This is a genomic window from Rhizobium sp. C104, from assembly GCF_022354505.1.
GTDB lineage: Bacteria > Pseudomonadota > Alphaproteobacteria > Rhizobiales > Rhizobiaceae > Rhizobium > Rhizobium redzepovicii.
The window spans coordinates 4,135,001-4,158,540 of record NZ_CP092348.1; the positions used below are offsets into that span (position 1 = coordinate 4,135,001).

The window sequence follows — 23,540 nt, forward strand, 5'->3', positions numbered from 1 at the left end:
TCGGATCCAATCTCGAGAAGCTGGTCTTAAGACCTGACACAAGCGAGCTGCTCGGCGTAGCTCCAATAAAGTGATCAGGTCGAACACGTCGATGGCATTGTTGGATTGACTGGGTTGTAAAAGGTAACCCGGTCTGTTGCCGTTTCTTATGGAGCGAGCAACGAGATGATGAGCATTGGCAATGAGAACGATTAAGTGTCGTAAGGGCATTTGGTGGATGCCTTGGCATGCACAGGCGATGAAGGACGTGATACGCTGCGAAAAGCCGTGGGGAGCTGCGAATGAGCTTTGATCCATGGATCTCCGAATGGGGCAACCCACCTTAAATGCTTGGAAAATCCAAACTGACTGTAAGGTCGGCTTGGGTTTCCAAGCATTGTGATAAGGTATCTACACCTGAATACATAGGGTGTAAGAAGCGAACGCAGGGAACTGAAACATCTAAGTACCTGCAGGAAAGGACATCAACCGAGACTCCGCAAGTAGTGGCGAGCGAACGCGGACCAGGCCAGTGGCAATTGTGATTAAAGTGGAACGCTCTGGAAAGTGCGGCCGTAGTGGGTGACAGCCCCGTACGCGTAGATATCATGATTGTCCTAGAGTAGGGCGGGACACGAGAAATCCTGTCTGAACATGGGGAGACCACTCTCCAAGCCTAAGTACTCGTGCATGACCGATAGCGAACAAGTACCGTGAGGGAAAGGTGAAAAGCACCCCGACAAGGGGAGTGAAATAGAACCTGAAACCGGATGCCTACAAACAGTCGGAGCCTGAAAGGGTGACGGCGTACCTTTTGTATAATGGGTCAACGACTTAGTGTAACAAGCAAGCTTAAGCCGGTAGGTGTAGGCGAAGCGAAAGCGAGTTTGAATAGGGCGATTTAGTTTGTTGCATTAGACCCGAAACCGAGTGATCTAGCCATGAGCAGGTTGAAGGTTGGGTAACACCAACTGGAGGACCGAACCCGCATCTGTTGCAATAGATTGGGATGACTTGTGGCTAGGGGTGAAAGGCCAATCAAACTCGGAAATAGCTGGTTCTCCGCGAAATCTATTTAGGTAGAGCGTCGAGCGAATACCCCCGGGGGTAGAGCACTGGATGGGCTATGGGGACTCACCGTCTTACTGATCCTAACCAAACTCCGAATACCGGGGAGTACTACTCGGCAGACACACGGCGGGTGCTAACGTCCGTCGTGAAAAGGGCAACAACCCTAACCTCCAGCTAAGGTCCCCAAGTCATGGCTAAGTGGGAAAGGATGTGAGGATCCCAAAACAACCAGGATGTTGGCTTAGAAGCAGCCATCATTTAAAGAAAGCGTAACAGCTCACTGGTCTAAATAAGGGTCTTTGCGCCGAAAATGTAACGGGGCTGAAGCCATGCACCGAAGCTGAGGATGTGTAGCAATACACGTGGTAGCGGAGCGTTCCGTAAGCTGATGAAGGGAGACCCGTGAGGGCTCCTGGAGGTATCGGAAGTGCGAATGTTGACATGAGTAACGATAAAGAGGGTGAGAGACCCTCTCGCCGAAAGACCAAGGGTTCCTGCTTAAAGTTAATCTGAGCAGGGTTAGCCGGCCCCTAAGGCGAGGCAGAAATGCGTAGTCGATGGGAACCACGTTAATATTCGTGGGCCTGGTGGTAGTGACGGATTGCACAAGTTGTTCATTCTTATTGGATTGGATGGGCAGCGGAGCGGTTCCAGGAAATAGCTCCACCGTATAGACCGTACCCGAAACCGACACAGGTGGTCAGGTAGAGTATACCAAGGCGCTTGAGAGAACTATGTTGAAGGAACTCGGCAAATTGCACGCGTAACTTCGGAAGAAGCGTGACCCCATTTTACGCAAGTATGATGGGGTGGCACAGACCAGGGGGTAGCGACTGTTTATCAAAAACACAGGGCTCTGCGAAGTCGCAAGACGACGTATAGGGTCTGACGCCTGCCCGGTGCTGGAAGGTTAAGAGGAGAGGTGCAAGCTTTGAATCGAAGCCCCAGTAAACGGCGGCCGTAACTATAACGGTCCTAAGGTAGCGAAATTCCTTGTCGGGTAAGTTCCGACCTGCACGAATGGCGTAACGACTTCCCCGCTGTCTCCAACATAGACTCAGTGAAATTGAATTCCCCGTGAAGATGCGGGGTTCCTGCGGTCAGACGGAAAGACCCCGTGCACCTTTACTATAGCTTTACACTGGCATTCGTGTCGGCATGTGTAGGATAGGTGGTAGGCTTTGAAGCGGGGACGCCAGTTTCCGTGGAGCCATCCTTGAAATACCACCCTTATCGTCATGGATGTCTAACCGCGGCCCGTCATCCGGGTCCGGGACAGTGTATGGTGGGTAGTTTGACTGGGGCGGTCGCCTCCGAAAGAGTAACGGAGGCGCGCGATGGTGGGCTCAGACCGGTCGGAAATCGGTCGTCGAGTGCAATGGCATAAGCCCGCCTGACTGCGAGACTGACAAGTCGAGCAGAGACGAAAGTCGGTCATAGTGATCCGGTGGTCCCGCGTGGAAGGGCCATCGCTCAACGGATAAAAGGTACGCCGGGGATAACAGGCTGATGACCCCCAAGAGTCCATATCGACGGGGTTGTTTGGCACCTCGATGTCGGCTCATCGCATCCTGGGGCTGGAGCAGGTCCCAAGGGTTTGGCTGTTCGCCAATTAAAGCGGTACGTGAGCTGGGTTCAGAACGTCGTGAGACAGTTCGGTCCCTATCTGCCGTGGGTGTAGGAATATTGACAGGATCTGTCCCTAGTACGAGAGGACCGGGATGGACATATCTCTGGTGGACCTGTTGTCCTGCCAAGGGCATAGCAGGGTAGCTATATATGGACGGGATAACCGCTGAAGGCATCTAAGCGGGAAACCCACCTGAAAACGAGTATTCCCTATCAGAGCCGTGGAAGACGACCACGTTGATAGGCCGGGTGTGGAAGTGCGGCAACGCATGAAGCTTACCGGTACTAATAGCTCGATCGGCTTGATCGTTCTCATTGACTGTGCTCATCGAACGAAGTTCGATAGTGAGTAGTGAATAGGCAGTAGCAAGTAGTGAAAACTGCTCCGCCTCTTTCCTCACAAGCCTCAAAGACGTGTTCAAAACAAAACACTACCGACTAGTCACTAATCACTAGTCACTCGTGTACCAGCTTCTCAAACATAAAGTTGCGCTTTGCCGACCTGGTGGTTATGGCGGGGTGGCTGCACCCGTTCCCTTTCCGAACACGGCCGTGAAACGCCCCTGCGCCCATGGTACTTCGTCTTAAGACGCGGGAGAGTAGGTCGCTGCCAGGTCTGCAAAACGCAACTTCTTGAAATAAAATCTTCTCACACAAAACTAACGGCCCAAAGCCGATCAAAGGGCCGCTCACAAAGCGGCCTTTCGTGTTATAATCAAGCAAGTCAATCAGACTTGCCATGGCGCGGGGTGGAGCAGCCCGGTAGCTCGTCAGGCTCATAACCTGAAGGCCGCAGGTTCAAATCCTGCCCCCGCAACCAATCCTTTCCCTTCGATACTCCAAAGCCCCTCTCATGCAGGGGCTTTTTTGCGTTTCCGGACCTGGGGCGAGGAGTTAACACCTCAGCAGGGGGCCGCAACAAGGCCAAGCGACAATGAATAGCCGATCCGCCTACACCGCTTCGAGTGTCTGAACCACGTCCTCGCCGCGACAGATGAGGCGTGCATAACCCTCGGATCAACCCATTTATCGGTTCTTAAGCAAAAAATGACAGCTTAGCTCCAATCGGTGGTGGGGATGCAGTCGTGGTAAATGGTTTGATGTCGCGGGTTCGCATTCAGACGAAAGTGCTCGTACTTTTGGCGCCATTCGTCATTAGCCTATGCGCAGTGGGACTGACGGGGTACTACGCGTCCAGCCTTCTCGAGGGACGGATGGAGATCTCCAACCATGTTTTGCAGTCCCTGAACGGGTTCAAACATGTTTATTCCAGCATGACCGGCTTTCTGATGAAGCCGTCGCAGGAAGCCCGTGATACCGCGCTTACGGACGCCCGAGAGCAACTGGCAAACCTGAAGCAGACGATCGAGAGGCTAAGGCCGACGACCGATGTGGGGCTTCTTGACCGGGCGCTTGATCAGTCGCAAATCATCCCGCAAAAGATCGAAGCGATCTGGCAAATCGAAACGGGACAGCAGAAAATTCTCAGTGATGTGGACGCTGCTTCCGCGGCACTTCTTGACCTGCAAGGGCAGGTTGGCAAGCGCTCGTTCATGCTGATGGCCAGTGCAAAAAAGATGGAAAATGCTAACAAGAGCGGCCTGAGCAATTCCGTCTCCATCAGCGCCGCCGCCAGTGTCGCGACAAAACTTCGCAATGACTATACGAATGCGACGACGCCGGCTGATAAAGTTAGCCTGCTAGCCAAATATGCGTCCGAATTGCTAAAGGCAAAGGAGCAGCTTTCGTCTGCTGTCGCGACCGACAAACAAGCCCTTGCCGCGCAGTATGCCGCTGCAGTGGATGCCATCGCCAACGCTTCGAAAGTGCCGCCTGACACTTTGGATGTCCCAGCAACGGATACCGCCGTCGCCAATCTTGCTGCAACTGGCGACAGTCTCAAGACGATTGGCGACGATCTGATGCGGACCTCCGTGCTTGCGCTTGCCGCGTCGGACAAGGATATCTCGCAGGCGACGAATGTCGGCAACGCGCTGCGCGCCATCGTTAACAGCAATAACGAGATTCGCGTCGGCTTCGCCGAACTCGCCGGCAATCCAGACGATGCGCGAGTGAAGAAAGTCCAGCAGTCGATCTACATGTATCAGACCGAGCTCGGCCGTCTCGCCGGCGTGGTGAACGATGATCCCGTCTTTGGCGAAATTCCGAAGAAGGCTCAGCCCGTCCTCGATCTGCTCGCGGCGAACGCGGCAGCGCTCTCCGAAGGTGCGGCGCGCAAGCTGGCTGAGTTCGACAGCGCTGCGGGGCAGATCGATAACACCTGGAACCTGCTTGCTCAATTCGCCGAGACGCAGAGGCAAAATGCTGGGCAGAATCGTCAAGAGGCCAATAGGATATCTGGCGGCGCGATTGTCATCGGCATCCTGATTGCTATGACCGCGGGTGCCGCGCTGGTCGTCACCCTGAAGGGACCGATCACCCAGATTACCGCAGCGATGCGCAAGATCGCAGAGGGAAGGCTCGATACCACAATCACCGGCGAGGCACGAGGCGACGAAATCGGGGAAATGGCCCGTGCGCTTTCCGTCTTCAAACAAAATGCGCTATCGAACGTCGAAATGGAACACCAGGCCGAGATCGCTCGTAGCGATGCGGAATCTGAGCGCGCCCGCAACGAACTCGAGCGACGCAGCGCCAAGGCCCAGGTTGACGCCGTAATCGAGGCGCTTGCAGAGGGTCTCACGCGGCTGTCGCGCGGGGAGTTGAATTTTTCGATCGATACGCCCTTTGCCTCCGAACTCGACCGGATCCGCACCGATTTCAACATGTCGATCGCGGGTCTCAGGGAAACGCTCTGCGATATCCGCGAGACGTCTTCCCTCATCAGCGACAATGGCCGCCAGATGGCGGAAGCCGTTGATGACCTGGCCAGCCGAACGGAAAAGCAGGCGGCCGCACTTGAGGAAACCGCAGCGGCTGTGGAGGAGATTTCTTCTGCCGTCAACACCTCTTCAGGGCGGGCGGCAGCAGCGCTTGCACTTGTGCAACGCGCCAAACAGGGTGCAGACGCCTCCGCTTCAGTTGTCCAAAACGCGGTCTCGGCCATGGGACGAATTGAGGACGCCTCCGGCAAGATCGTTCAGATTGTCAGCGCCATCGACTCTATCGCCTTCCAGACCAACCTTTTGGCCTTAAACGCGGGAGTCGAAGCCGCAAGAGCGGGTGAGGCCGGCAAGGGCTTCGCTGTCGTGGCGCAGGAAGTGCGGGAGCTGGCGCAGCGATCGGCGCGCGCGGCCAAGGAAATCGGCGAACTCATCAACAATTCCGTCCGCGAGGTTGCGTCCGGCTCCGAGTTCGTCGGCCGTACCGGCGATGCGCTGATAGAGATTTCCAGCGAGATCGTCCACATTGTCGGGCATATCGAGCTTATGGCCTCGTCAAGCCGCGACCAGGCAACGACACTCCATTCGATCAACGCATCGGTAAACGATATTGACCGTATGACGCAGCAAAATGCGGCGATGGTGGAAGAGACGAATGCTGCCACCCGACAGCTGTCGTCCGAGGCGCTTGCACTTACCGACATGATTGCACGCTTTCGGCTGGAAGGCCCCAAGAACTCGGCTTCAAGAGGTTACGAGGCTGCGGCATGACGGCTGGATGTATTCGCGGGAGCCTGTTAACTCGCGTAGAGATACATGGCTGCGCTCTCGGCAGAAAGTCATGGCTGTTCGCCGGCGACCGTGGTGCCGATCTCGCTGCCTTCATGGCCAGGCTAACCATCAGCGCCAAGCTTAGTGATATCGATCCGCAGGCCTGGCTTGCCGACGTGCTTGCCCGCATCGCCGACACCCCGATCACTAGGTTTGGGCAACTGCTGCCGTGGAACTGGCGGTGGCCGAGCCTGCAAGGCCAAGCAGCCTAACTTGCGGCCCTCAGCGAATGATTACCCTCGTCAGAGGCCTGCAAGGAGGCAAAGCCGACGAAGAGAGACAGACTACCAAATCCTGCCCCCAGCAACCAATCTTTCCCAATTGCCAATACGCAAAAACCCGCCCAGCGGCGGGTTTTTGCGTATTGGGTAAGGCAACACGTTATTTCGACGAGTTGCGGGCTGCTTTCAAGCGACGACTAGATAGTTGCTAAATGGATAATATTCTAATATACCTAGATTAGGCGCATCTTATATTTTACGGTAGAGAAAAACGTCCGTCCATTCGGCGGCGCCTATTATTCTATTCAGAGGGAAGTTCGATTTGATGAAGTAGATCAGGGATTTATAGGGGGAATTATGATGAAGTGGGGGTCTTCTCTACTCACGTCTCCGCATCGGAGGCATCGTCTTCTATCGGCAATCTCCGCGTTGTCTGCGTTCAGTGCACTGGTATTCTTCGCAGGGTTTGCGTCAGCGCAAGCGCCGACCGAGGAGCAGCGCGATGCGATCAAGGCAGAGTGCCGCTCCGATTTCATGGCGAAATGTTCGGGGGTGACGCCAGGAGGGATCGAGGCGCTCACCTGCCTGCAGCAGCATAGCGCTACGCTTTCGGAAGGCTGCCGGAAAGCGGTGTCGGCGGTGAACGTCAAGCCCAAGTCGACATCTGCGGAACCTGCGCCGGCGGCACCTGCAAATACCGCGACGGCCACCCCGGCGCCTGCAACCGCCACCCCGGCGCACCAGCCGACTCTGGCGCAGCGCAATGCGGTCAAATCGGCCTGTCAGCGCGATTTCATGGCGCAATGTTCCGGTGTCACGCCGGGCGGTGCGGCGGCCCTCAGCTGCTTGCAACAGCATAATGCCGCTTTATCGGCGCCATGTCAGCAAGCCGTTGCGGCATTGGGGGGATCGGGGGCGCCTACGGCTGGGGATGCGGCTGCCACCGGCGCGATCACGCCGGCCCCTCGGGCAATGCCAGCCTTCTCCCCGCGTGAGGAAGTGATGATCCTGCGGGAAACCTGCGGAGCAGACTTCCGGGCCTTGTGCCGCATGGTGCCTTTAGGGGAGGGCGGGGCATTGCCTGCCTGCGCGACAATCTGCAGCGCGTATCACCAGCGTGCCATCGCGTGCTGACTTCGGGATTGTAGCGCCCGTTCGAGCCTTGCTCTCAGAAAGAGGTCGTCGCGCTCCAGCGAAAAATTTGGTGCGCGATCCTGCGAAGGCCGGCAAGCGCCCGTTTGCCCGCCTGCATTGCATCTCTCACATGTCATGTCCGGCTGCGGAAGATTCGGCAGTCGCCCATTCGCAATTCGATGAAATCAATGACGACACGAACGAAAGGCATTGCCATGTCATCGACTTTCTCTTTCCCGCGATTGAAGCGGATCCTCCTCTATGCCTCACTTGCCGCCAGCCTCGCACCGCCGACGAGCGCGTGGGCGGATGATGCGAAGGCTCTCCTGAAGACGATGTCCGATTTTCTAACGGCGCAGAAGACGATCTCCTTCACATACCAATCGTCGCTCGAAGCAGTGACGCCCGCCTTCGAGAAACTCCAGTTCGTCAGTTCGGGCACAGCCAACCTGACTCGTCCCGACAAGCTGCGCGTCACGAGGACCGGCGGCTTTGCTGACCTCGACGTGAGTTTCGACGGTTCGTCGCTGACGGTTCATGGCAAGAACCTCGACGCCTATGCCAAGATCGATGGCAAAGGTTCGCTCGATGATCTGATCGACAGGCTGATGACCGCAGGCGTCGAAGCGCCGGGCGCCGATCTTTTATCCTCCAATGTCTATGACGAACTCATGTCCGATGTGACGGAGGCCAAGCATATTTCCAGCGCGTTCGTGGATGGGGTCGAATGCGAATATCTGGCCTTCCGGACGCCTGAGATCGATTGGCAGATCTGGATACAGAGCGGCCCGCAACCGATACCCCGCCGTTACGTCATCACCAGCAAACACGTCGTCCAGGCGCCGCAATACACGCTCGAAATCAGCGATTTCAAAAGCGGAGCGGATGTCGCGGCCGTTTCCTACACGATTGAGGTTCCAGCCAGCGCAAAGACGGTCGATCTTAGTGAGCTGCAGTCGCTCGACGAGCTGCCTGAGGCTGCCGATATGGGAGAGGTAAAATGACCTATAGGAAGCTGTTCTTCGCCCTCGGCCTTGCCGGCGTTCTGACATTCACCGGCTTTCACATCGAGGAGCAGGGATCCATGTCGCTGTCGATCGGCTTTGCCACACCGGCGGGTGCAGTCATTGGCAGGCCGCTGACGCCGCTCTCCTATGCTGGTGTGGCCCGCCGGACGACGCGGCGGGTCGTCACACGCACGACGACAACCATCGCCGTGCTTCCGGCGGGTTGCCGCTATGGTCCCTATTACGGCGGCTATTATTATCGCTGCGGCGGTTATTATTACGCCAAGAGCGGCAACGTCTATGTGCAGGTGATCGTACAATAATTGCTGCGATCGCCTCACCCGACGTTCGATATCTCCGCTTCCTCCACGCTCGCGGCCGTGTTTGCGGGCGCTCTGCGCCGCTTCCAGTATTCCTCGAGGCGCTGCAGCAGCACGTAGAACGAGGGAACGAAGAGGATGGCGAGGCAGGTCGAGGCGATCATGCCGCTGAAGACCGATATGCCGATCGATTTGCGCGCTGATGCGCCGGCGCCCGTCGCCAGCACAAGCGGCAGCACACCGAGGATAAAGGCGAAGGATGTCATCAGGATCGGCCGGAAACGCAGGCGGGCGGCCTCGACGGCCGCGTCGAGGATTTCCATACCTTCCGCCCGTTTTTCCCGAGCATATTCGACAATGAGAATGGCATTCTTGGCTGCCAGCGCAATCAACAGGATAAGGCCGATCTGCGTATAGAGATTATTGGCCACACCCGCCGCCATCAGTGCCGCCACCGTGCCGAGCAGGGCGAGCGGCACGGCCAGGATGACCGCCAGCGGCAGGATCCAGCTTTCATATTGGCCGGCGAGCACGAAATAGACGAGCAGCATGGCGAGCGCGAAGATGAAGTAGATCTGCCCGCCGACAGCCTTCTCCTGATAGGAGAGCGCCGTCCATTCGAAACCGGTTCCCGTCGGCAATGTATGATCGGCGATCTGCTCCATGACCTCGAGCGACTGGCCGGAGCTGAAACCGGCGGCCGGTCCACCGACGATCGTGGCGGTGGGATAGAGATTGTAGAGGCTGATCAGCGAGGGACCTTGCGTCGAGGTGACATCGACGACCGTGCCGAGCGGCACCATCGTCCCGTCACCGGCCTTGACCTTCAGATTGCGGATATCGTCAGGGCTGACACGGAAATCGGAAGCGGCTTGCGCATAGACCTGGAAGGTGCGGCCGAATTTGTTGAACTGGGTGACATAGCTCGATCCGACATAGCCGGAGAGAGCGGAGAAGACCTGGCCCACGGTAATGCCCAGCGTTTCCGCCTTGATGCGATCGACCGAGACCGCAAGCTGCGGCACGTTCGAACGGAAAGGCGTGCTTAACCTCTGCAACGATGATTGGGCATTGCCGTTCCTGACAATCGTGTCGGCAAGCGATTGCAGCAGCGGATAGTCGGCTACGCCATTGCGGAGCTCGACCTGCATGGTAAAGCCGTTGGCATTGCCGACGCCCTGGATCGGCGGCGGCACGACCACCAGCGTTTTGGCGCTCAGCACATGCTGCAGTGCCTCGTTCAAATGCTGGTAGATCGACAACAGGTCCTGTCCCTTCTGCTTGCCGCGCTCGTCCCAATCTTTCAGAACGACATAGGCGACGCCGGCATTCTGCAGGCTGGCACTGTTGTCGAGAACGGAAAGGCCGCTGATGGTCAGCACCTGATCGACGCCAGGCGTGGCTTCGGCGATCTTGCCGACCTCTTCCATGACGACATCGGTGCGTTCCTTCGAGGCGCCATCGGGCAGTTGCGCACTGATCAGCACGTAGCCTTGATCCTCGACAGGCAGGAAGGCGGTCGGCAGACGGGAGAGCCCCCAGACGGCGACGCCGATCAGCGCGAGCGCTGCGATGGCCATGATACCGCTGTGACGGGTCATCGATCCGATCAGCCCGGCATAATGCCGTTCTCCCCAATCATAGCCCTTGTTGAAGCCGCGATAGAGGGCGTTACGTTTCTCCGGCGGAACCGGCGGGCGCAGCCAAAGAGCGCATTGTGTCGGTTTCAGCGTGACGGCGTTGACGGCGCTGATCAGCGCGGTCGCGGCAATGACGAGGGCGAACTGCCGATAGAGCTGGCCGGTCAGGCCAGGCAGGAAGGCGGCCGGAATGAAAACGGCCATCAGTACCAGCGTGATGCCGATGACCGGACCAAGCAATTCCTCCATCGCCTTTTCGGCGGCCTTTCGGCCCGACATTCCGGCCTCGATGTGCCGTGCCACACCTTCGACGATGACGATGGCATCATCGACGACAATGCCGATGGCAAGAACGATGGCAAACAGCGTCGACAGGTTGACGGTGAAGCCCAAGGCCGCCATGGCCGCGAAGGCGCCGATGATGGTGACCGGAACGGTGGTCGCCGGCACGAGCATCGCCCGCCAATCCTGCAGGAAGGCCAGAATGACAATGAGAACGAGAACCCCGGCCTCGATCAGGGTGACGTAAACCTCGTCGATGGAGGCCTCGACGAATTTCGTCGTGTCGAACGGCAGATGATATTCGAGGCCAGGCGGGAAGCTCTTCGAGAGCGCATCCATCTTTGCGCGCACCGCCTGCGCCACGGCAATGGCGTTCGCTTCCGGCAATTGGAAAATGCCGATGCCGGCCGCCGGCCGGCCGTTCTGCATGAAGGATTGGCTGTAAGTCTGGGCGCCGAACTCGACGCGGCCGATATCGCGGACGCGCGTGATGCGGCCGCCCTGTCCGCTTTCGACCTTGACGACGATATTCTCGTAGTCGGCGGCCTCGTTCAGCCGGCCATTCACATTCAGCGTGTATTGAAAGATCTGCCCTTTCGGCACCGGCGGAATGCCGATCTGGCCGGCGGCGACCTCCTGGCTCTGCTGCTGCACGACACTGACAACATCCTGCGGCGTCAGGCCGCGCGCCTGCAGCAGGTTCGGATCCATCCAGATCCGCATGGCATATTGGCCGGCGCCGAACACCGTCACATTGCCGACGCCCGGCAGGCGGGCGAGTTCGTTCTGCAGATTGATGACCGCGTAGTTCGACAGGAACAGGCTGTCATAGCGGCTGTCTGATGAGGTCAGGCTAACGAAGCCGAGGATCGCCGTCGATTTTTTCTGCGTCGTCACGCCTTGAAGCTGCACCGCTTCGGGAAGCGAAGACATTGCGATCGCCACGCGGTTCTGTACCAGAACCTGGGCCTGATCTGGATCCGTTCCAATGGCAAAGGTGACGATCAGCGAATAGGTGCCGTCGCTGGCGCTGGTCGACTGCATATAGAGCATATTCTGCACGCCGTTGACCTGCTGCTCGATCGGCAGCGCGACCGTGTCGACGAGGGTCTGCGCGCTGGCGCCGGGAAAGCGTGTCGTCACCTGCACCGTCGGCGGGACGACATTCGGATATTGCGCCACCGGCAGCTGGTAGAGCGCGACCGCGCCGACGAGCACGAAGACCAATGCCAGGACGTTGGCGAGTACCGGTCGCTCAATGAAGAAACGCGAGATCATGCTGTTGTCCTCAGACGTTCAGATGAAGCGTGGTGGCGAATTCATTGCGTGATGGAGTTGGCCTTGGCATCACCGGCGGCATTGGCCGTCGGGTTCATTTCGATTTTCTCGGGCGTGACCTTGCTGCCGGGAATGGCCTGCTGGATCCCTTGAGTCACCACCCAGTCGGCCGGATCGAGGCCGGATTGAATGACCCGGAGCGCACCTTCACGCTGGCCGGTCTTGACCTGCTTCTGCTCGACGACGTCGTCTTTGCCGAGAACGAGCACGTAGCTGCCGAGCTGGTTCGTTCCGATCGTATCGTCGCGCACCAGCAGAGCCTTGTCGTTGTGGCCGACCGGCACCCGAACGCGCACGAAGAGGCCGGGCAGCATGGCGTGATCCGTGTTGTCGAACAGGGCCCGGACCTGGAGCGTGCCTGTGGAGGCGTCGAGCTGAGGCGATACGTAGTCGAGATGCCCCTTGTGCGGGTAACCTTCCTCCGTCTGCAGACCGATTTCCGCCGGTATGCTCGGGAGGTCCGTCTGCCTGAAGGTATGTCCCTGCTTTGCCAGGGTTTCCTTGATCATCAGCACCTGCGTTTCGCTGACGTTGAAATAGGCATACAGCGGATCGGTCTGGACGATGCTGGCGAGTTTGGTGGGGCCGGACACGCCGACCAGCGTGCCGATATCGACGAGATGATCGGTGACGATGCCGTCGAAAGGAGCGAGCACCTCGGTATAGCCGAGATTGATCGTCGCGAGTTCGACATTGGCTTGGGCGTTGAGGATGGAAGCATTCGCCTCGTCGAGGGTCGCCTTGGCGCTGTCGACTGCGGTCTGGGTGGTGACCTGTTGCTTCATGAGATTGAGCTGCCGGTCATATTCCTGCTTTGCGCCGACCTGGGAGGCCTGCTGCGAGGCGAGCGATGCCTTTGCCTGATCCAGTTGCGCCTGATAGGTGTCGCGCTCGATGCCGAAAAGCTTGGCGCCCTTCTTCACCATCATGCCATCTTGGTAGTCGATGGACTGGATATAGCCCTGGACGCGCGCCTCGATATCGACGGCATTGAGTGGGGCCGTATTGCCGGTGAGTTCGAAATAGAGCGTCACCGGCTGCTGGACCGGCTGTGCGACCCGAACCGGAGGTGGCGGCGGAGGAACATAGGTGTTGCCGCTTTCCTCGCAGCCGGCAAGAATTGTTATGCCGGCGAGCACCGCCAAGAGGTGCAGACCCTGATCCAATCTCACACGCATTGCCGCCGCCCCGATGTTTACGAGCCCCAGTCTTCATGCGTGCCTCGGCGGAGACGACCCTTCTCCGAAAAGTTCCGGGCATGCGATATTATGTCGCGGCATTGATGCAAATTGCAATAGCTGCCGATCCACAATTGAATTCAGTCGGAGTTCGCCGTTTGCGGGCACAAAGTGGCTATGGTTTTCCGAGCCGCTCGATGGCCGACTGCAAGGGTGCATCCGAAACATGGATCAGCCCGACATAGGGATTGGCCATATCCGTCACCAAAAAGATCGCACCCGCGACGGACAGGGCGCAAACGAGCAGAATTGACAGCACCGTCGGGTTGGCTGGCGCCTGCAGCCCGAAGGTCGCAAATAGCAGCGAGAGCCAGCAGACGAGAACGGCGAGGAAGGCCCAGGGCAAACCCTCTTTGCCGGATTCGACCAGCAGCCAGTGGGTCTCGGCCACCATCCCGCTCACATCCAGCGCCCGTGTTTGAAGACTACGCTGTACGGCATCCCTCGGCGAGAGGGATCGAAGATCGCCCTGAACCGCCTCGATATCCTGATATTCCCCGAGCGCCTTGCCGGACGCATCGTCGGTGGTCTCGGCAGACCAGCCACGGCTCAGCCGTTTCTCGATCAACTCATGCAGCAACTGCCGTGCCTTGTCGGTTTCCGGCCCATATTGCGCCATGACGCGATCAAGCAGGAGCACCCGCGCCGCCGCCGTTCTCATTTCCACTTCGGCATTGTCGTATGTCGTCTTGGCGGATGCAATCAAAAGGCCGAGCGCCAGGGCCGACAGCGTTCCCACCACCGCGGTCGCCAGCCTGATGACATCCTTGGATTCGGCATTGAGGTGGTGATCCGGCAAGCGGTTGCGCATCACCAATCCTATCGATGTTGCCGCCGATAGAAAAACAAAGACTAACCCGCCAAGCAAGAGTGAGTTCAAGTTCCGCTCCCCATCACGTCAACCCTGTAAGCACCGCGAGGCTTGCAAGTGGCGCGATCGTTACTGTCACCATAGCGGAAGACAGGCATAGCGTGGAGATTTTTACTTTCTTATTCTCGCATGGGTGGACGTCACTGCTGGAAAATGAGCAGCACGTAGGCCAGGAAAAGCACCAGATGGACCGCACCTTGCATCAGATGCGTGCGGCCACTGGCAAAGGTAATGATGCTGACCGCAAGCGTGAGCAGGAGCATCACCAGATCTCCGTGCTCCAGGCCGAGCGTCACGCTGTGTCCGTAGAGCTGGCTAACAACAAGCATCGCCGGCACCGTTAGCCCGATCGTCGACAATACCGAACCAAGGAAAATGTTGACGGAGCGCTGAAGATTGTTGGCGATAGACGCGCGCACGGCGCTGATTGCCTCAGGTGTCGCGACAAGAATAGCCATCACCACACCGCCAAATGCGGTTGGAGCATGCAGGGTTTCGATAATGTAATCGATCGGCCGCGCGAGCTGTTCGACCAGGAAGACGACGGGAGCCATATAGGTGACAAGCAGAACGGCATGCGGCCAGACCGGCCCACGGCCAACGACATGTTCGCTGCGAGGCGCCTGACGGTTGCTGTCATCCGCGAAATAGTCCCGATGGCGGCCGGCCTGAAGAGACAGGAACGTGGCATAGAGGCCGACCGATATGATGCCCAGTATCAGTTGTCTCGGTGCCGATGGATGCTGTCCGTCCGGGCCTGCGAGAAATGTCGGCATGACCAGGCTCAGGGTCGCCAGCGGTACGATTACCCCGAGATAGGCGTTGGCGCCCTGCAGGTTATGCTGCTGTTCCGGCCGCCGCCACGCGCCGAGCAGCAGCGACAGACCGACCATGCCGTTCAGAATGATCATGACGACGGCAAACAGCGTGTCGCGCGCAAGCGTGGGGTTGTTTTCGCCGTGAAGCATGACAGCCGATATTGCCATCACCTCGATCGAGGTGATGGCAAGGGTTAGAATAAGCGTGCCGTAAGGCTCCTTCAGCCGCTCCGCCAGGTGGTCTGCGTGCCGCACGACCGACAGAGCGGAGCCGAGCACGACGGCAAACAGCCACCCGAAAACGACGGTGAACCAAAGCGGATCGGAAAGCTGCCCGAAGAGCTGCTCCTGGAAAGCAAGAAATGCGAAGCTCGTCGCAACGCTGACGACGAGGAACCATTCCTCGCGCAGCAGGCTGGTAGCGCCGACGGCGCGCAATGCGGGACCCTCCGTCATCGAAACCACCCGCCTTCTGGCAAATACCGCCGCAATGCGATCATCAACACCATCGCGCCCCGCCCGCTGTCTCGCATCATATGAAGGGGAATCGTACCTCAAGCCGAGCGGCATGCAACCGTCTAAAGCGGAATAGCCCTGGCCTTATTCGCGGCCGGTCGCAGGGATTGCCGCGCCGGTGACGACGGCTGCGGCCGGCGAGATCAGGAAGGCGATGAGGCGGGCGATCGATTGCGGCGTGACCCAGCCGTCCGTTTTCGCATTGGGCATGGCGGCGCGGTTCTCAGGCGTGTCGATCGTTCCGGGCAGGATACAGTTGGCGGTGATGCGGTCGTCGCGGCATTCGGCAGCGAGCGCTTCCGTCAGTCGGATGACGGCGGCTTTCGAGGCAGCGTAAGCGGCTTGATTGGGGCCAGCCTTCAGGCCGGGTGCGGCGGCGACATGAACGATGCGGCCATAGCCTGATGCCTTCATCGTTGGGAGAACCGCGGCGCTGATCGTCAGCGCGGTCCGGGCGTTCGCGTTCATCATCGTCTCCCATTGGGCAGGCGCATCCGGCCCGACCGGCCCCATCTGGAAGGCGCCGACCGTGTTGACCAGGGCACCGACACCGCCAAAACGCTTGACGGCCCGGGCGACGGCTGCGGCGCAGGAGGCATAATCGGTGAGATCCGTTCCGGCGATCGACAGAAACTCGACGGAGGCGGGAAGATCGCCGGCCAAGGCTTCCAGCTCCTGGTTCGACCGGTTCATGCAGACGAGTTTGGCTCCGCCGGCAGCAAGCTCGCGGACAACGGCGCTGCCGAGGTTTCCGCCGGCGCCTGTGACGATGACGGCTTTCTGGTCGTTCATGGCAATCATCTCCTGGCGGGCTTTGGTGGCGCGCATTGTTGATCCAGGCTGCGCCGCAGCGCAAGCCCACGCATCCGCGTCCAGGTCGAAGATCTTGCGGAACTGCCCTTTTCAGGCAGTTCCGCCGTCATTGCTCAACAGTTTCGTCGGACCCGCCGTCAGTGATATTTCGTCCGTTCGCGATCGAGGATATCGGGCGCGTCAAGGCCGGAAATCGGGCGGGTGACATCGGCCGGGATGTCGCCGGTGAGCTGCAGGTCGAGATAGCGGGCGCAGCAGACGCGTAGGAAGGAGGTGAAGTTTCCAAGATCATGGCCGGCATCGATCGATTCATGATGCAGCCGGGTGATCAGCTGGACGACATTCATGCCGTCGCGCCGGGCGACTTCCTCAAGCTTCGACCAGAAGAAGTTCTCCAGCCTGACGCTGGTGACCATACCGTCGATGCGCAGCGACCGAGTGGTGCTTTCCCAGAGCCGCGCATCCGCCTTGATAAACAATTCGCACATGTCATCCTCCCGGTGCCGCCTCCTCAGGCGGCGTTGGTTTCGAGCAACGCTGCCGCATCGAGCACGGCCATGAACTGGCGCAGCCACGACGGATGTGCCGGCCAGGCCGGCGCCGTTACCAGGTTACCATCCGAGACCGCATCGGTGATCGAGATATCGGCATAGGTGCCGCCGGCAAGCTCGACTTCCGGCCGGCAGGCGGGATAGGCCGAGCAGGTGCGGCCCTTCAAGACACCTGCGGCAGCGAGCAGCTGCGCGCCATGGCAGATGGCGGCAACGGGTTTTCCGGCATCGAAGAAGTGCCGGACCGCTTTGATAACGTCTGCATTGAGGCGCAGATATTCCGGCGCACGGCCGCCGGGGATGACGAGGGCGTCGTAATCTTCGGGGCGCACGCTATCGAAAGTGGCGTTCAGTGCGAAATTATGACCGCGTTTTTCGGAATAGGTCTGGTCGCCTTCGAAATCATGAATAGCGGTGGCCACCGTCTCGCCCGCGTTCTTTCCGGGGCAGACGGCGTCGACCGTGTAGCCGCAGGCAAGCAGCGTCTGGAACGGCACCATGGTTTCGTAGTCTTCGGTGAAATCACCCGTGATCATTAGGATTTTTGAAGCTGGCATCGTATCCTCCTTTGAAACCAACCGCCGGAGATTAACAAAGAGCGGCGGGCAGAAGGTACTATGGGAATACTACAGCCGAAATTCCCTGAGAGTTAGAATAACATGATGCCGAAAAACCGCGCACAGTTATCGGCATGCTCTACACCGCCTTGACTGTCACATCCGGGACGGCGCAGGCCTCGCCGCCGGCGAAGAGGCGGGAGCGGGTGAGGAAGCGTTTCTCGCGGCCGTTATCGAGCGAGAACATGCCGCCGCGGCCCGGAACGACATCGATGATGAGCTGCGTATGCTTCCACGCCTCGAACTGGCTGGCGCTGATATAGACCGGCACGCCGCCGATCTCGCCGAGTTTGACGTCGCTGTCGCCGACCATGAATTCATTGGCGGGATAACACATCGGCGAGGAGCCGTCGCAACAGCCGCCGGACTGGTGGAAGAGGATATCGGGATGATCGTGCTTGATCTCAGCAATCAGGTCAAGAGCTGCGTCGGTCGCGAGAACTCGCGGATCGCCGTTGACGGTGGCTTCCATCGGTCTTCCTCCAAAGTTTTGGGAGAGATGCCCCTCCCCAACCCCTCCCCACAAAGGGGAGGGGCTAAGCTGCCGCTTTGGCTCGCAGAACAACAAGCCGGATGCATGTGCTGCGCTCAACAGTGAATACGGCGAGAGCCGCACGTTAAGTCCCTTCCCCTTGTGGGGAGGGGTTGGGAGGGTTTTACGCCCTCACCACGCCTCAGAAGAAGCCGAGCGCCTTCGGGCTGTAGCTCACCAGCATGTTTTTAGTTTGCTGGTAATGCTCGAGCATCATCTTGTGGGTTTCGCGGCCGATGCCCGACTGTTTGTAACCGCCGAAGGCGGCATGGGCGGGGTAGGCGTGGTAGCAGTTGGTCCAGACGCGGCCGGCCTGGATCTCGCGGCCGAACCGATAGCAGCGATTGGCGTCGCGGCTCCAGACGCCGGCGCCGAGGCCGTAAAGCGTGTCGTTGGCGATTTCGAGCGCTTCCTTTTCGTCCTTGAAGGTCGTGACCGAGACAACCGGCCCGAAAATTTCCTCCTGGAACACACGCATTTTGTTGTGGCCCTTGAAGATCGTCGGCTTGACGTAATAGCCGTTCGCCAGATCGCCGCCGAGATCGTTGCGCGTGCCGCCGGCCAGCACCTCCGCACCTTCCTGCTTGCCGATGTCGAGATAGGCAAGGATCTTTTCCAGCTGCTCGGTCGAGGCCTGGGCGCCGATCATCGTCGCGCTGTCGAGCGGATTGCCCTGCTTGATCGCCTCGACGCGCTTGACGGCCTTTTCCATGAAGCGGTCGTAGATCGATTCCTGGACGAGGGCGCGGCTGGGGCAGGTGCAGACTTCGCCCTGGTTGAGAGCGAACATCGCAAAGCCTTCGAGCGCCTTGTCGAGGAAGTCGTCGTCCTCGGCCATCACATCGGCGAAGAAGATGTTCGGCGATTTGCCGCCGAGCTCCAGCGTCACCGGAATGAGGTTCTGGCTGGCATATTGCATGATCAGCCGGCCGGTCGTCGTCTCGCCGGTGAAGGCGATCTTGGCGATGCGGGCGCTGGTCGCCAGCGGCTTGCCGGCCTCGATGCCAAAACCGTTGACGATATTGAGCACACCGGGCGGCAGCAGATCGCCGACCAATTCGGCCCAGAGCAGGATCGAGGCGGGGGTCTGTTCGGCAGGCTTCAAGACGACGCAGTTGCCGGCGGCAAGCGCCGGAGCAAGTTTCCACGTGGCCATCAGGATCGGGAAGTTCCAGGGAATGATCTGGCCGACGACGCCGAGCGGTTCGTGGAAGTGATAGGCGACGGTATCGTGGTCGATCTCGCCGATCGAGCCTTCCTGGGCGCGGATGCAGGAAGCGAAATAGCGGAAGTGGTCGATCGCCAGCGGAATGTCTGCCGCCATGGTCTCGCGGATGGGCTTGCCATTGTCCCAGGTCTCGGCCTGGGCGAGCAATTCCAGCTTGTCCTCCATCCGCTGGGCGATCTTCATGAGGATATTGGAGCGCTCGGCAGCCGAGGTGCGGCCCCATTTCTCCTTGGCCGCATGGGCGGCGTCGAGCGCAAGATTGATGTCCTTTTCATCGGAGCGGGGAATGTCGCAGAGCTTGCCGCCGGTCACCGGTGTCAGGTTTTCGAAGTATTTGCCCCCGACAGGCTCGCGCCATTCGCCGCCGATGTAGTTGCCGTATTTCAGCTTGAACGGCGATTCGACGATTTTCTGATGAAGCATGTCATCCTCCCTTGATGGTCCAGGTTCCGAAGCGAACCAGTGGGAGGAAAATGTGCATGTTTTGGCGGAGGGAACAGGGCGGCCTTTCAATACCGCAGCGCACAGTGTCGCACGGATGCGACAGCTCGCGTCACGATCGAAGGCGTCGGTGGAACTTTCGGGCGCCTGGTCAGTGCAGGTCGAACTTCTTCATCTTCCGATGCAAGGTGGCGCGGCTAATGCCGAGGGCGACAGCCGCCTGCGAGACGTTGCCGCTGGTGCGTGACAGCGCCCGCAACAGGGCCGCCTTTTCCGCTTCGACGATCTCCTCCTGCTGCGAGACGCCGGCCTCATGCAGGGCATCGGCCGCCGGAATGCCGGCGGCGATCCGCTTGTCGTCCAGCTGCAGCGCGATGCGAGCAGCGCGCGTTGCTCCCAGCACCAGGTCATGCCGGTCGACGGCAAGCAGGGCGGCGGCGGAATTGACGCCGGCGGGAACCATCAGGAAACGGGCGCTGGGAAAAGCCGAGCGGAAGAGGTTGAGCTCGATGCGCATCGCCGCATCGCGCACGGTCTGCGTCAGGATGGTCAGCGTCATCTCGTTGACGTCTTCGCGGCAGGTAGAAATATCGAGGGCTGCGGCCACCCGGCCACGGTGATCGCGGATCGGTGCTGTGGTGCAGCTGAGGCTGGTATTGGCGCAGAAGAAATGCTGGTCGCGGAAGATGGCGACGGCACGCTCGTCGGCAAGCGCGGTGCCGATGCCGTTGGTTCCGATGCTCGCCTCGGTCCAGACCGAGCCGGTCCACAGGCCGAGTTCTTGGAACTCCTTGTCGTCGCCGGCAGCACCCCGACGCTCCAATGCAATGCCGTTCCTGTCGGTCAGAAGCAGGCAGCAGCCGGCCCTGCCGACGGTGGTGAAGAGACGATCGAGCTCTTCGGTCGCGCTGGCGATCAGCTGACCGGACTGTTCTCGGGCACGCCGGAATTCCTCATCGGTAACGCGCAGTGGCGCCCGTTCGTCTTCCGGAGCGAGCTGATGCATGGTCATGCATCGCCGCCAAGAGGCGACAACGGGAGAACTGGCTGCGGCGGAATCGCGCTGGGCAGAGGTGTAGACATGCTCGGCGTGTGCTGAGTGTTCGTGCATCGGCTCCTCCCACGGAACTTGAGCATAGTCTGAGGGAAAAGCGGTCGGTTTGCAATCGGCCGGTCCTAGACGGCCGGCGGCGTGCGGGTTTTTCAGACGAAGGCGGCAGAAATCACATTTCAGTGTTCGAACGCAGAGAGTGTAACAAAAGACCGCTCTCGCCCGTAGTTCTGTGCAGAAACAGCTTTTGCAGGGCGAGGAGATCCCGACCATGTTAAACAGACGATTGTTGCTGATGGGTGCCGCTTTCGGCGGGCTTGCGGTTCGTTTGGGGGCCGGCAAGGCGATCGCTGGCGAGACCTTTGCGGTGACGCACACAGAGGATGAATGGCGCAAGCTGCTGACGCCGGATCAATTTGTCATCCTGCGTCAGGCGGGGACGGAAAATCCCTTCACCAGCGCCCTGCTGCATGAGGAGCGGAAGGGCACCTTCGCCTGTGCCGGCTGCGACCAAAAGCTCTTTTCCTCGGCGACCAAATTCGACAGCGGAACCGGATGGCCGAGCTTTTGGGCACCGCTCGACCATGCTGTCGGAACCACAAACGACACCACTTTCGGGATGGCGCGCACGGCCGTCCATTGTAGTCGCTGTGGCGGCCATCTGGGCCACGTCTTCGATGATGGTCCGAAGCCAACCGGACTTCGCTACTGCATGAATGGCCTTGTCATGACGTTTCATCCAGCCTCGGCCTGATTCAGGGAAGGTCTTGTTTTCCGCTGAGTACCTGCGAGCGCCGGGGCCTATCTGTGCAGCCAGGCCTCGATGCCGCGCGCAGCGGCCCGGCCGGTCGCCAGGCAGGCAGTGAGGAGATAGCCGCCGGTCGGCGCCTCCCAGTCGAGCATTTCGCCGGCGACGAAGGTGCCTGGCAGCGCCTTCAACATGAAGCCGCCGTCGATGCCGCTCCAGCGGATGCCGCCGGCCGAGGAGATCGCCTCGGCGATCGGCCTCGTCTCGAGAACCGGGACTGGTAGGGCCTTGATCAGGCCGGCGAGACGTCCGGGATCGGTTCGATCGCGCTCGGGAGCGAGTTCCCGCAGCAATGCCGCCTTGACGCCGTCGAGGCCGGCACCTTTGCGCAGGCGGTTCGAGAAGCTCGATTTGGCGTCCTGCCGCGTGAGGTCGCGGTGCAGCCTTTCGACTGTCCGGCCGGGGGCGAGGTCGAGCGTCAGGGCGGCGCTGCCGCGGTTAAGCAGCCGGTCGCGGAGGCTCGCCGCATGAGCGTAGACCAGACTGCCCTCGATACCGCCTGCGGTGATGACGAATTCGCCAGGAAAGGTTCCGGCTTCGGAGGTGGCGACGACCGACTTCACCGGCTCGCCGGCGAAACGCTCGCGGAAGTTTTGGCTCCAGCCGACGACGAAACCGCAATTGGCGGGCTCGAAGGCGTCGATCTCGACACCCTTTTCCGATAACCACGGCAGCCAGCGCGCATCGGAGCCAAGGCGGGGCCAGCTTGCGCCGCCGAGTGCCAGCAGGGCGGCGTCGCACTGGACGATACTGCGTCCTTCCGGCGTTTCGAAAACATAGCCCTCATCGGCAAAACCGATCCAGCGATGGCGGGTGCGGAGCGTTGTGCCCTGCGCCTCCAATCGTCTGAGCCAGGCGCGCAGCAAGGGAGAGGCTTTCATTACCTTCGGGAACACTCGACCGGACGAACCAATGAAGGTCTCCGTCCCGAGCCCTGCCGCCCAATCCCTGATATCGCCAGGGGTAAAGGCATCCAGAGCCGGCCGCAGCCGGGAAGAAGCGGCGCCGAAGCGCGTGGCGAAACGGGCATAATCCTCGGAATGGGTAATGTTCAGTCCCGACTTGCCGGCCAGCAGAAACTTGCGGGCGAAGGTTGGCATGGCGTCGTAGACCGTCACCGCATGGCCGGAGAGCGACAGCAGTTCGGCGGCCGCCAGTCCCGCCGGGCCGCCGCCGATGATGGCCATTCGCTTCTGGTCCATGGATGTCTTTGCCCGATTCTTTCTGGTGCCGTTTTGGCGCGGCTGCGCCTTGCCCGCAAGGGCGGGTTCAGTGATGCGAATGCGTGCACTGGCCGTGGTCGGCGAGAACCTCGATGACGCGGCATTGATCGACGCGGCCGTGGCCGCAGCCTTCCACCATGGTTTCCAGCTCGGCCTTCAGCGCCATCAGGCTGCGGATGCGCTGCTCGACCTCGACGAGACGAGCCTTGGCGATAGCATCGGCCGAGGCGCAGGATTGGTGCGGATCATCCTGCAGGGTCAGCAGCGTGCGGATCGCCTCGATCTCGAAGCCGAGTTCGCGGGCATGGCGGATGAAGGCGAGGCGACTGATATCGGCAGGTTCGAAGGAGCGCTGGTTGCCTTCGCTGCGGCTCGGCGCCGCGAGCAGGCCGATGCTCTCGTAATAACGCACCGTCGGCACCTTGACGCCGCTCTGGCGGGCGGCTTCACCGATCGTGATCTTTTTCATGATTTTCCTCTTGCACCTCTAGTCACTAGAGGATGTAGGAGGGATGCTTCTGTTTGACAAGGAAGCGGA

The 23,540-nt window shown here is 59.8% G+C and carries 16 protein-coding genes, 1 tRNA gene, 2 rRNA genes and 2 pseudogenes; 9 read left to right on the forward strand and 12 right to left on the reverse strand.

Annotation, left to right across the window (positions count from 1 at the left end):
* Positions 1-189 precede the first annotated feature (189 nt).
* The 8 genes and pseudogenes from MF410_RS21505 to MF410_RS21540 all read left to right on the forward strand — a co-directional run bounded on the left by MF410_RS21505 (position 190) and on the right by MF410_RS21540 (position 9,038).
* A 23S ribosomal RNA gene (locus MF410_RS21505) occupies positions 190-2,989 on the forward strand.
* Between the two features lie 191 nt (positions 2,990-3,180).
* Positions 3,181-3,295 (forward strand): 5S ribosomal RNA (gene rrf, locus MF410_RS21510).
* Positions 3,296-3,422: 127 nt separating this feature from the next.
* Positions 3,423-3,499 (forward strand) — tRNA-Met (locus MF410_RS21515).
* Between the two features lie 265 nt (positions 3,500-3,764).
* On the forward strand, positions 3,765-6,293 hold the full coding sequence (locus tag MF410_RS21520; RefSeq protein WP_097630010.1) for a HAMP domain-containing methyl-accepting chemotaxis protein: 2,529 nt from the start codon (positions 3,765-3,767) through the stop codon (positions 6,291-6,293).
* 41 nt (positions 6,294-6,334) lie between these two features.
* Positions 6,335-6,565, forward strand: a pseudogene (locus MF410_RS21525) (transposase domain-containing protein); the annotation flags it as partial.
* 366 nt (positions 6,566-6,931) lie between these two features.
* Positions 6,932-7,722, forward strand: a pseudogene (locus MF410_RS21530) (hypothetical protein).
* Positions 7,723-7,923: 201 nt separating this feature from the next.
* Entirely contained in the window at positions 7,924-8,712 is a 789-nt protein-coding gene (locus MF410_RS21535) for a DUF2092 domain-containing protein (protein WP_097630013.1), read from the forward strand.
* Entirely contained in the window at positions 8,709-9,038 is a 330-nt protein-coding gene (locus tag MF410_RS21540) for a hypothetical protein (RefSeq protein WP_097630008.1), read from the forward strand. Before MF410_RS21535 ends, MF410_RS21540 begins: the two co-directional genes overlap by 4 nt.
* 14 nt (positions 9,039-9,052) lie before the next feature.
* Here MF410_RS21540 and MF410_RS21545 read toward each other — a convergent pair whose 3' ends face one another.
* The 10 genes from MF410_RS21545 to MF410_RS21590 all read right to left on the reverse strand — a co-directional run bounded on the left by MF410_RS21545 (position 9,053) and on the right by MF410_RS21590 (position 21,031).
* A complete protein-coding gene (locus tag MF410_RS21545) occupies positions 9,053-12,235 on the reverse strand; it encodes a multidrug efflux RND transporter permease subunit (RefSeq protein ID WP_239620038.1) in 3,183 nt (1,060 codons plus the stop codon).
* A 41-nt stretch (positions 12,236-12,276) separates the two neighbouring features.
* The gene (locus tag MF410_RS21550; protein ID WP_239620041.1) at positions 12,277-13,473 is read right to left on the reverse strand and encodes an efflux RND transporter periplasmic adaptor subunit; all 1,197 of its coding nucleotides are present in this window, start codon (positions 13,471-13,473) and stop codon (positions 12,277-12,279) included.
* Between the two features lie 175 nt (positions 13,474-13,648).
* Positions 13,649-14,413: a DUF4239 domain-containing protein gene (locus MF410_RS21555; protein ID WP_179867211.1), complete on the reverse strand. Its 765-nt coding sequence runs from the start codon at positions 14,411-14,413 to the stop codon at positions 13,649-13,651.
* 131 nt (positions 14,414-14,544) lie between these two features.
* Positions 14,545-15,678, reverse strand: a complete 1,134-nt coding sequence (locus MF410_RS21560; RefSeq protein ID WP_097630012.1) for a calcium:proton antiporter — start codon at positions 15,676-15,678, stop codon at positions 14,545-14,547.
* A gap of 144 nt (positions 15,679-15,822) precedes the next feature.
* Positions 15,823-16,530, reverse strand: coding sequence for an SDR family NAD(P)-dependent oxidoreductase (locus MF410_RS21565; RefSeq protein ID WP_097630011.1), 708 nt, complete (start codon positions 16,528-16,530; stop codon positions 15,823-15,825).
* A gap of 158 nt (positions 16,531-16,688) precedes the next feature.
* Positions 16,689-17,039: a ribbon-helix-helix domain-containing protein gene (locus MF410_RS21570; protein ID WP_097630004.1), complete on the reverse strand. Its 351-nt coding sequence runs from the start codon at positions 17,037-17,039 to the stop codon at positions 16,689-16,691.
* Between the two features lie 23 nt (positions 17,040-17,062).
* The gene (locus MF410_RS21575) at positions 17,063-17,659 is read right to left on the reverse strand and encodes a DJ-1/PfpI family protein (protein ID WP_131711864.1); all 597 of its coding nucleotides are present in this window, start codon (positions 17,657-17,659) and stop codon (positions 17,063-17,065) included.
* A 139-nt stretch (positions 17,660-17,798) separates the two neighbouring features.
* The gene (locus MF410_RS21580; RefSeq protein ID WP_097630002.1) at positions 17,799-18,191 is read right to left on the reverse strand and encodes a DUF779 domain-containing protein; all 393 of its coding nucleotides are present in this window, start codon (positions 18,189-18,191) and stop codon (positions 17,799-17,801) included.
* A 202-nt stretch (positions 18,192-18,393) separates the two neighbouring features.
* Positions 18,394-19,902: an aldehyde dehydrogenase gene (gene adh, locus MF410_RS21585; RefSeq protein ID WP_097630001.1), complete on the reverse strand. Its 1,509-nt coding sequence runs from the start codon at positions 19,900-19,902 to the stop codon at positions 18,394-18,396.
* 169 nt (positions 19,903-20,071) lie between these two features.
* Positions 20,072-21,031, reverse strand: a complete 960-nt coding sequence (locus MF410_RS21590) for a helix-turn-helix domain-containing protein (RefSeq protein ID WP_097630000.1) — start codon at positions 21,029-21,031, stop codon at positions 20,072-20,074.
* Positions 21,032-21,242: 211 nt separating this feature from the next.
* Between MF410_RS21590 and msrB the strand changes: the two genes are divergently transcribed.
* The gene (gene msrB, locus MF410_RS21595) at positions 21,243-21,725 is read left to right on the forward strand and encodes a peptide-methionine (R)-S-oxide reductase MsrB (protein ID WP_097629999.1); all 483 of its coding nucleotides are present in this window, start codon (positions 21,243-21,245) and stop codon (positions 21,723-21,725) included.
* Between the two features lie 47 nt (positions 21,726-21,772).
* Here msrB and MF410_RS21600 read toward each other — a convergent pair whose 3' ends face one another.
* Entirely contained in the window at positions 21,773-22,981 is a 1,209-nt protein-coding gene (locus MF410_RS21600; protein ID WP_097629998.1) for a TIGR03862 family flavoprotein, read from the reverse strand.
* 67 nt (positions 22,982-23,048) lie between these two features.
* Entirely contained in the window at positions 23,049-23,471 is a 423-nt protein-coding gene (locus MF410_RS21605) for a helix-turn-helix domain-containing protein (protein ID WP_012559073.1), read from the reverse strand.
* Between the last annotated feature and the right edge of the window lie 69 nt (positions 23,472-23,540).

What these genes read in the sequence shown, in the direction of transcription:
- MF410_RS21535 (WP_097630013.1), top strand. Translation starts at nt 7,924, where the DNA reads ATGTCATCGACTTTCTCTTTCCCGCGATTGAAGCGGATCCTCCTCTAT.
- MF410_RS21540 (WP_097630008.1), top strand. Translation starts at nt 8,709, where the DNA reads ATGACCTATAGGAAGCTGTTCTTCGCCCTCGGCCTTGCCGGCGTTCTG.
- MF410_RS21545 (WP_239620038.1), bottom strand. Translation starts at nt 12,235, where the DNA reads ATGATCTCGCGTTTCTTCATTGAGCGACCGGTACTCGCCAACGTCCTG.
- MF410_RS21550 (WP_239620041.1), bottom strand. Translation starts at nt 13,473, where the DNA reads ATGCGTGTGAGATTGGATCAGGGTCTGCACCTCTTGGCGGTGCTCGCC.
- MF410_RS21560 (WP_097630012.1), bottom strand. Translation starts at nt 15,678, where the DNA reads ATGACGGAGGGTCCCGCATTGCGCGCCGTCGGCGCTACCAGCCTGCTG.
- MF410_RS21565 (WP_097630011.1), bottom strand. Translation starts at nt 16,530, where the DNA reads ATGAACGACCAGAAAGCCGTCATCGTCACAGGCGCCGGCGGAAACCTC.
- MF410_RS21570 (WP_097630004.1), bottom strand. Translation starts at nt 17,039, where the DNA reads ATGTGCGAATTGTTTATCAAGGCGGATGCGCGGCTCTGGGAAAGCACC.
- MF410_RS21575 (WP_131711864.1), bottom strand. Translation starts at nt 17,659, where the DNA reads ATGCCAGCTTCAAAAATCCTAATGATCACGGGTGATTTCACCGAAGAC.
- MF410_RS21580 (WP_097630002.1), bottom strand. Translation starts at nt 18,191, where the DNA reads ATGGAAGCCACCGTCAACGGCGATCCGCGAGTTCTCGCGACCGACGCA.
- adh (WP_097630001.1), bottom strand. Translation starts at nt 19,902, where the DNA reads ATGCTTCATCAGAAAATCGTCGAATCGCCGTTCAAGCTGAAATACGGC.
- MF410_RS21590 (WP_097630000.1), bottom strand. Translation starts at nt 21,031, where the DNA reads ATGCACGAACACTCAGCACACGCCGAGCATGTCTACACCTCTGCCCAG.
- msrB (WP_097629999.1), top strand. Translation starts at nt 21,243, where the DNA reads ATGTTAAACAGACGATTGTTGCTGATGGGTGCCGCTTTCGGCGGGCTT.
- MF410_RS21600 (WP_097629998.1), bottom strand. Translation starts at nt 22,981, where the DNA reads ATGGACCAGAAGCGAATGGCCATCATCGGCGGCGGCCCGGCGGGACTG.
- MF410_RS21605 (WP_012559073.1), bottom strand. Translation starts at nt 23,471, where the DNA reads ATGAAAAAGATCACGATCGGTGAAGCCGCCCGCCAGAGCGGCGTCAAG.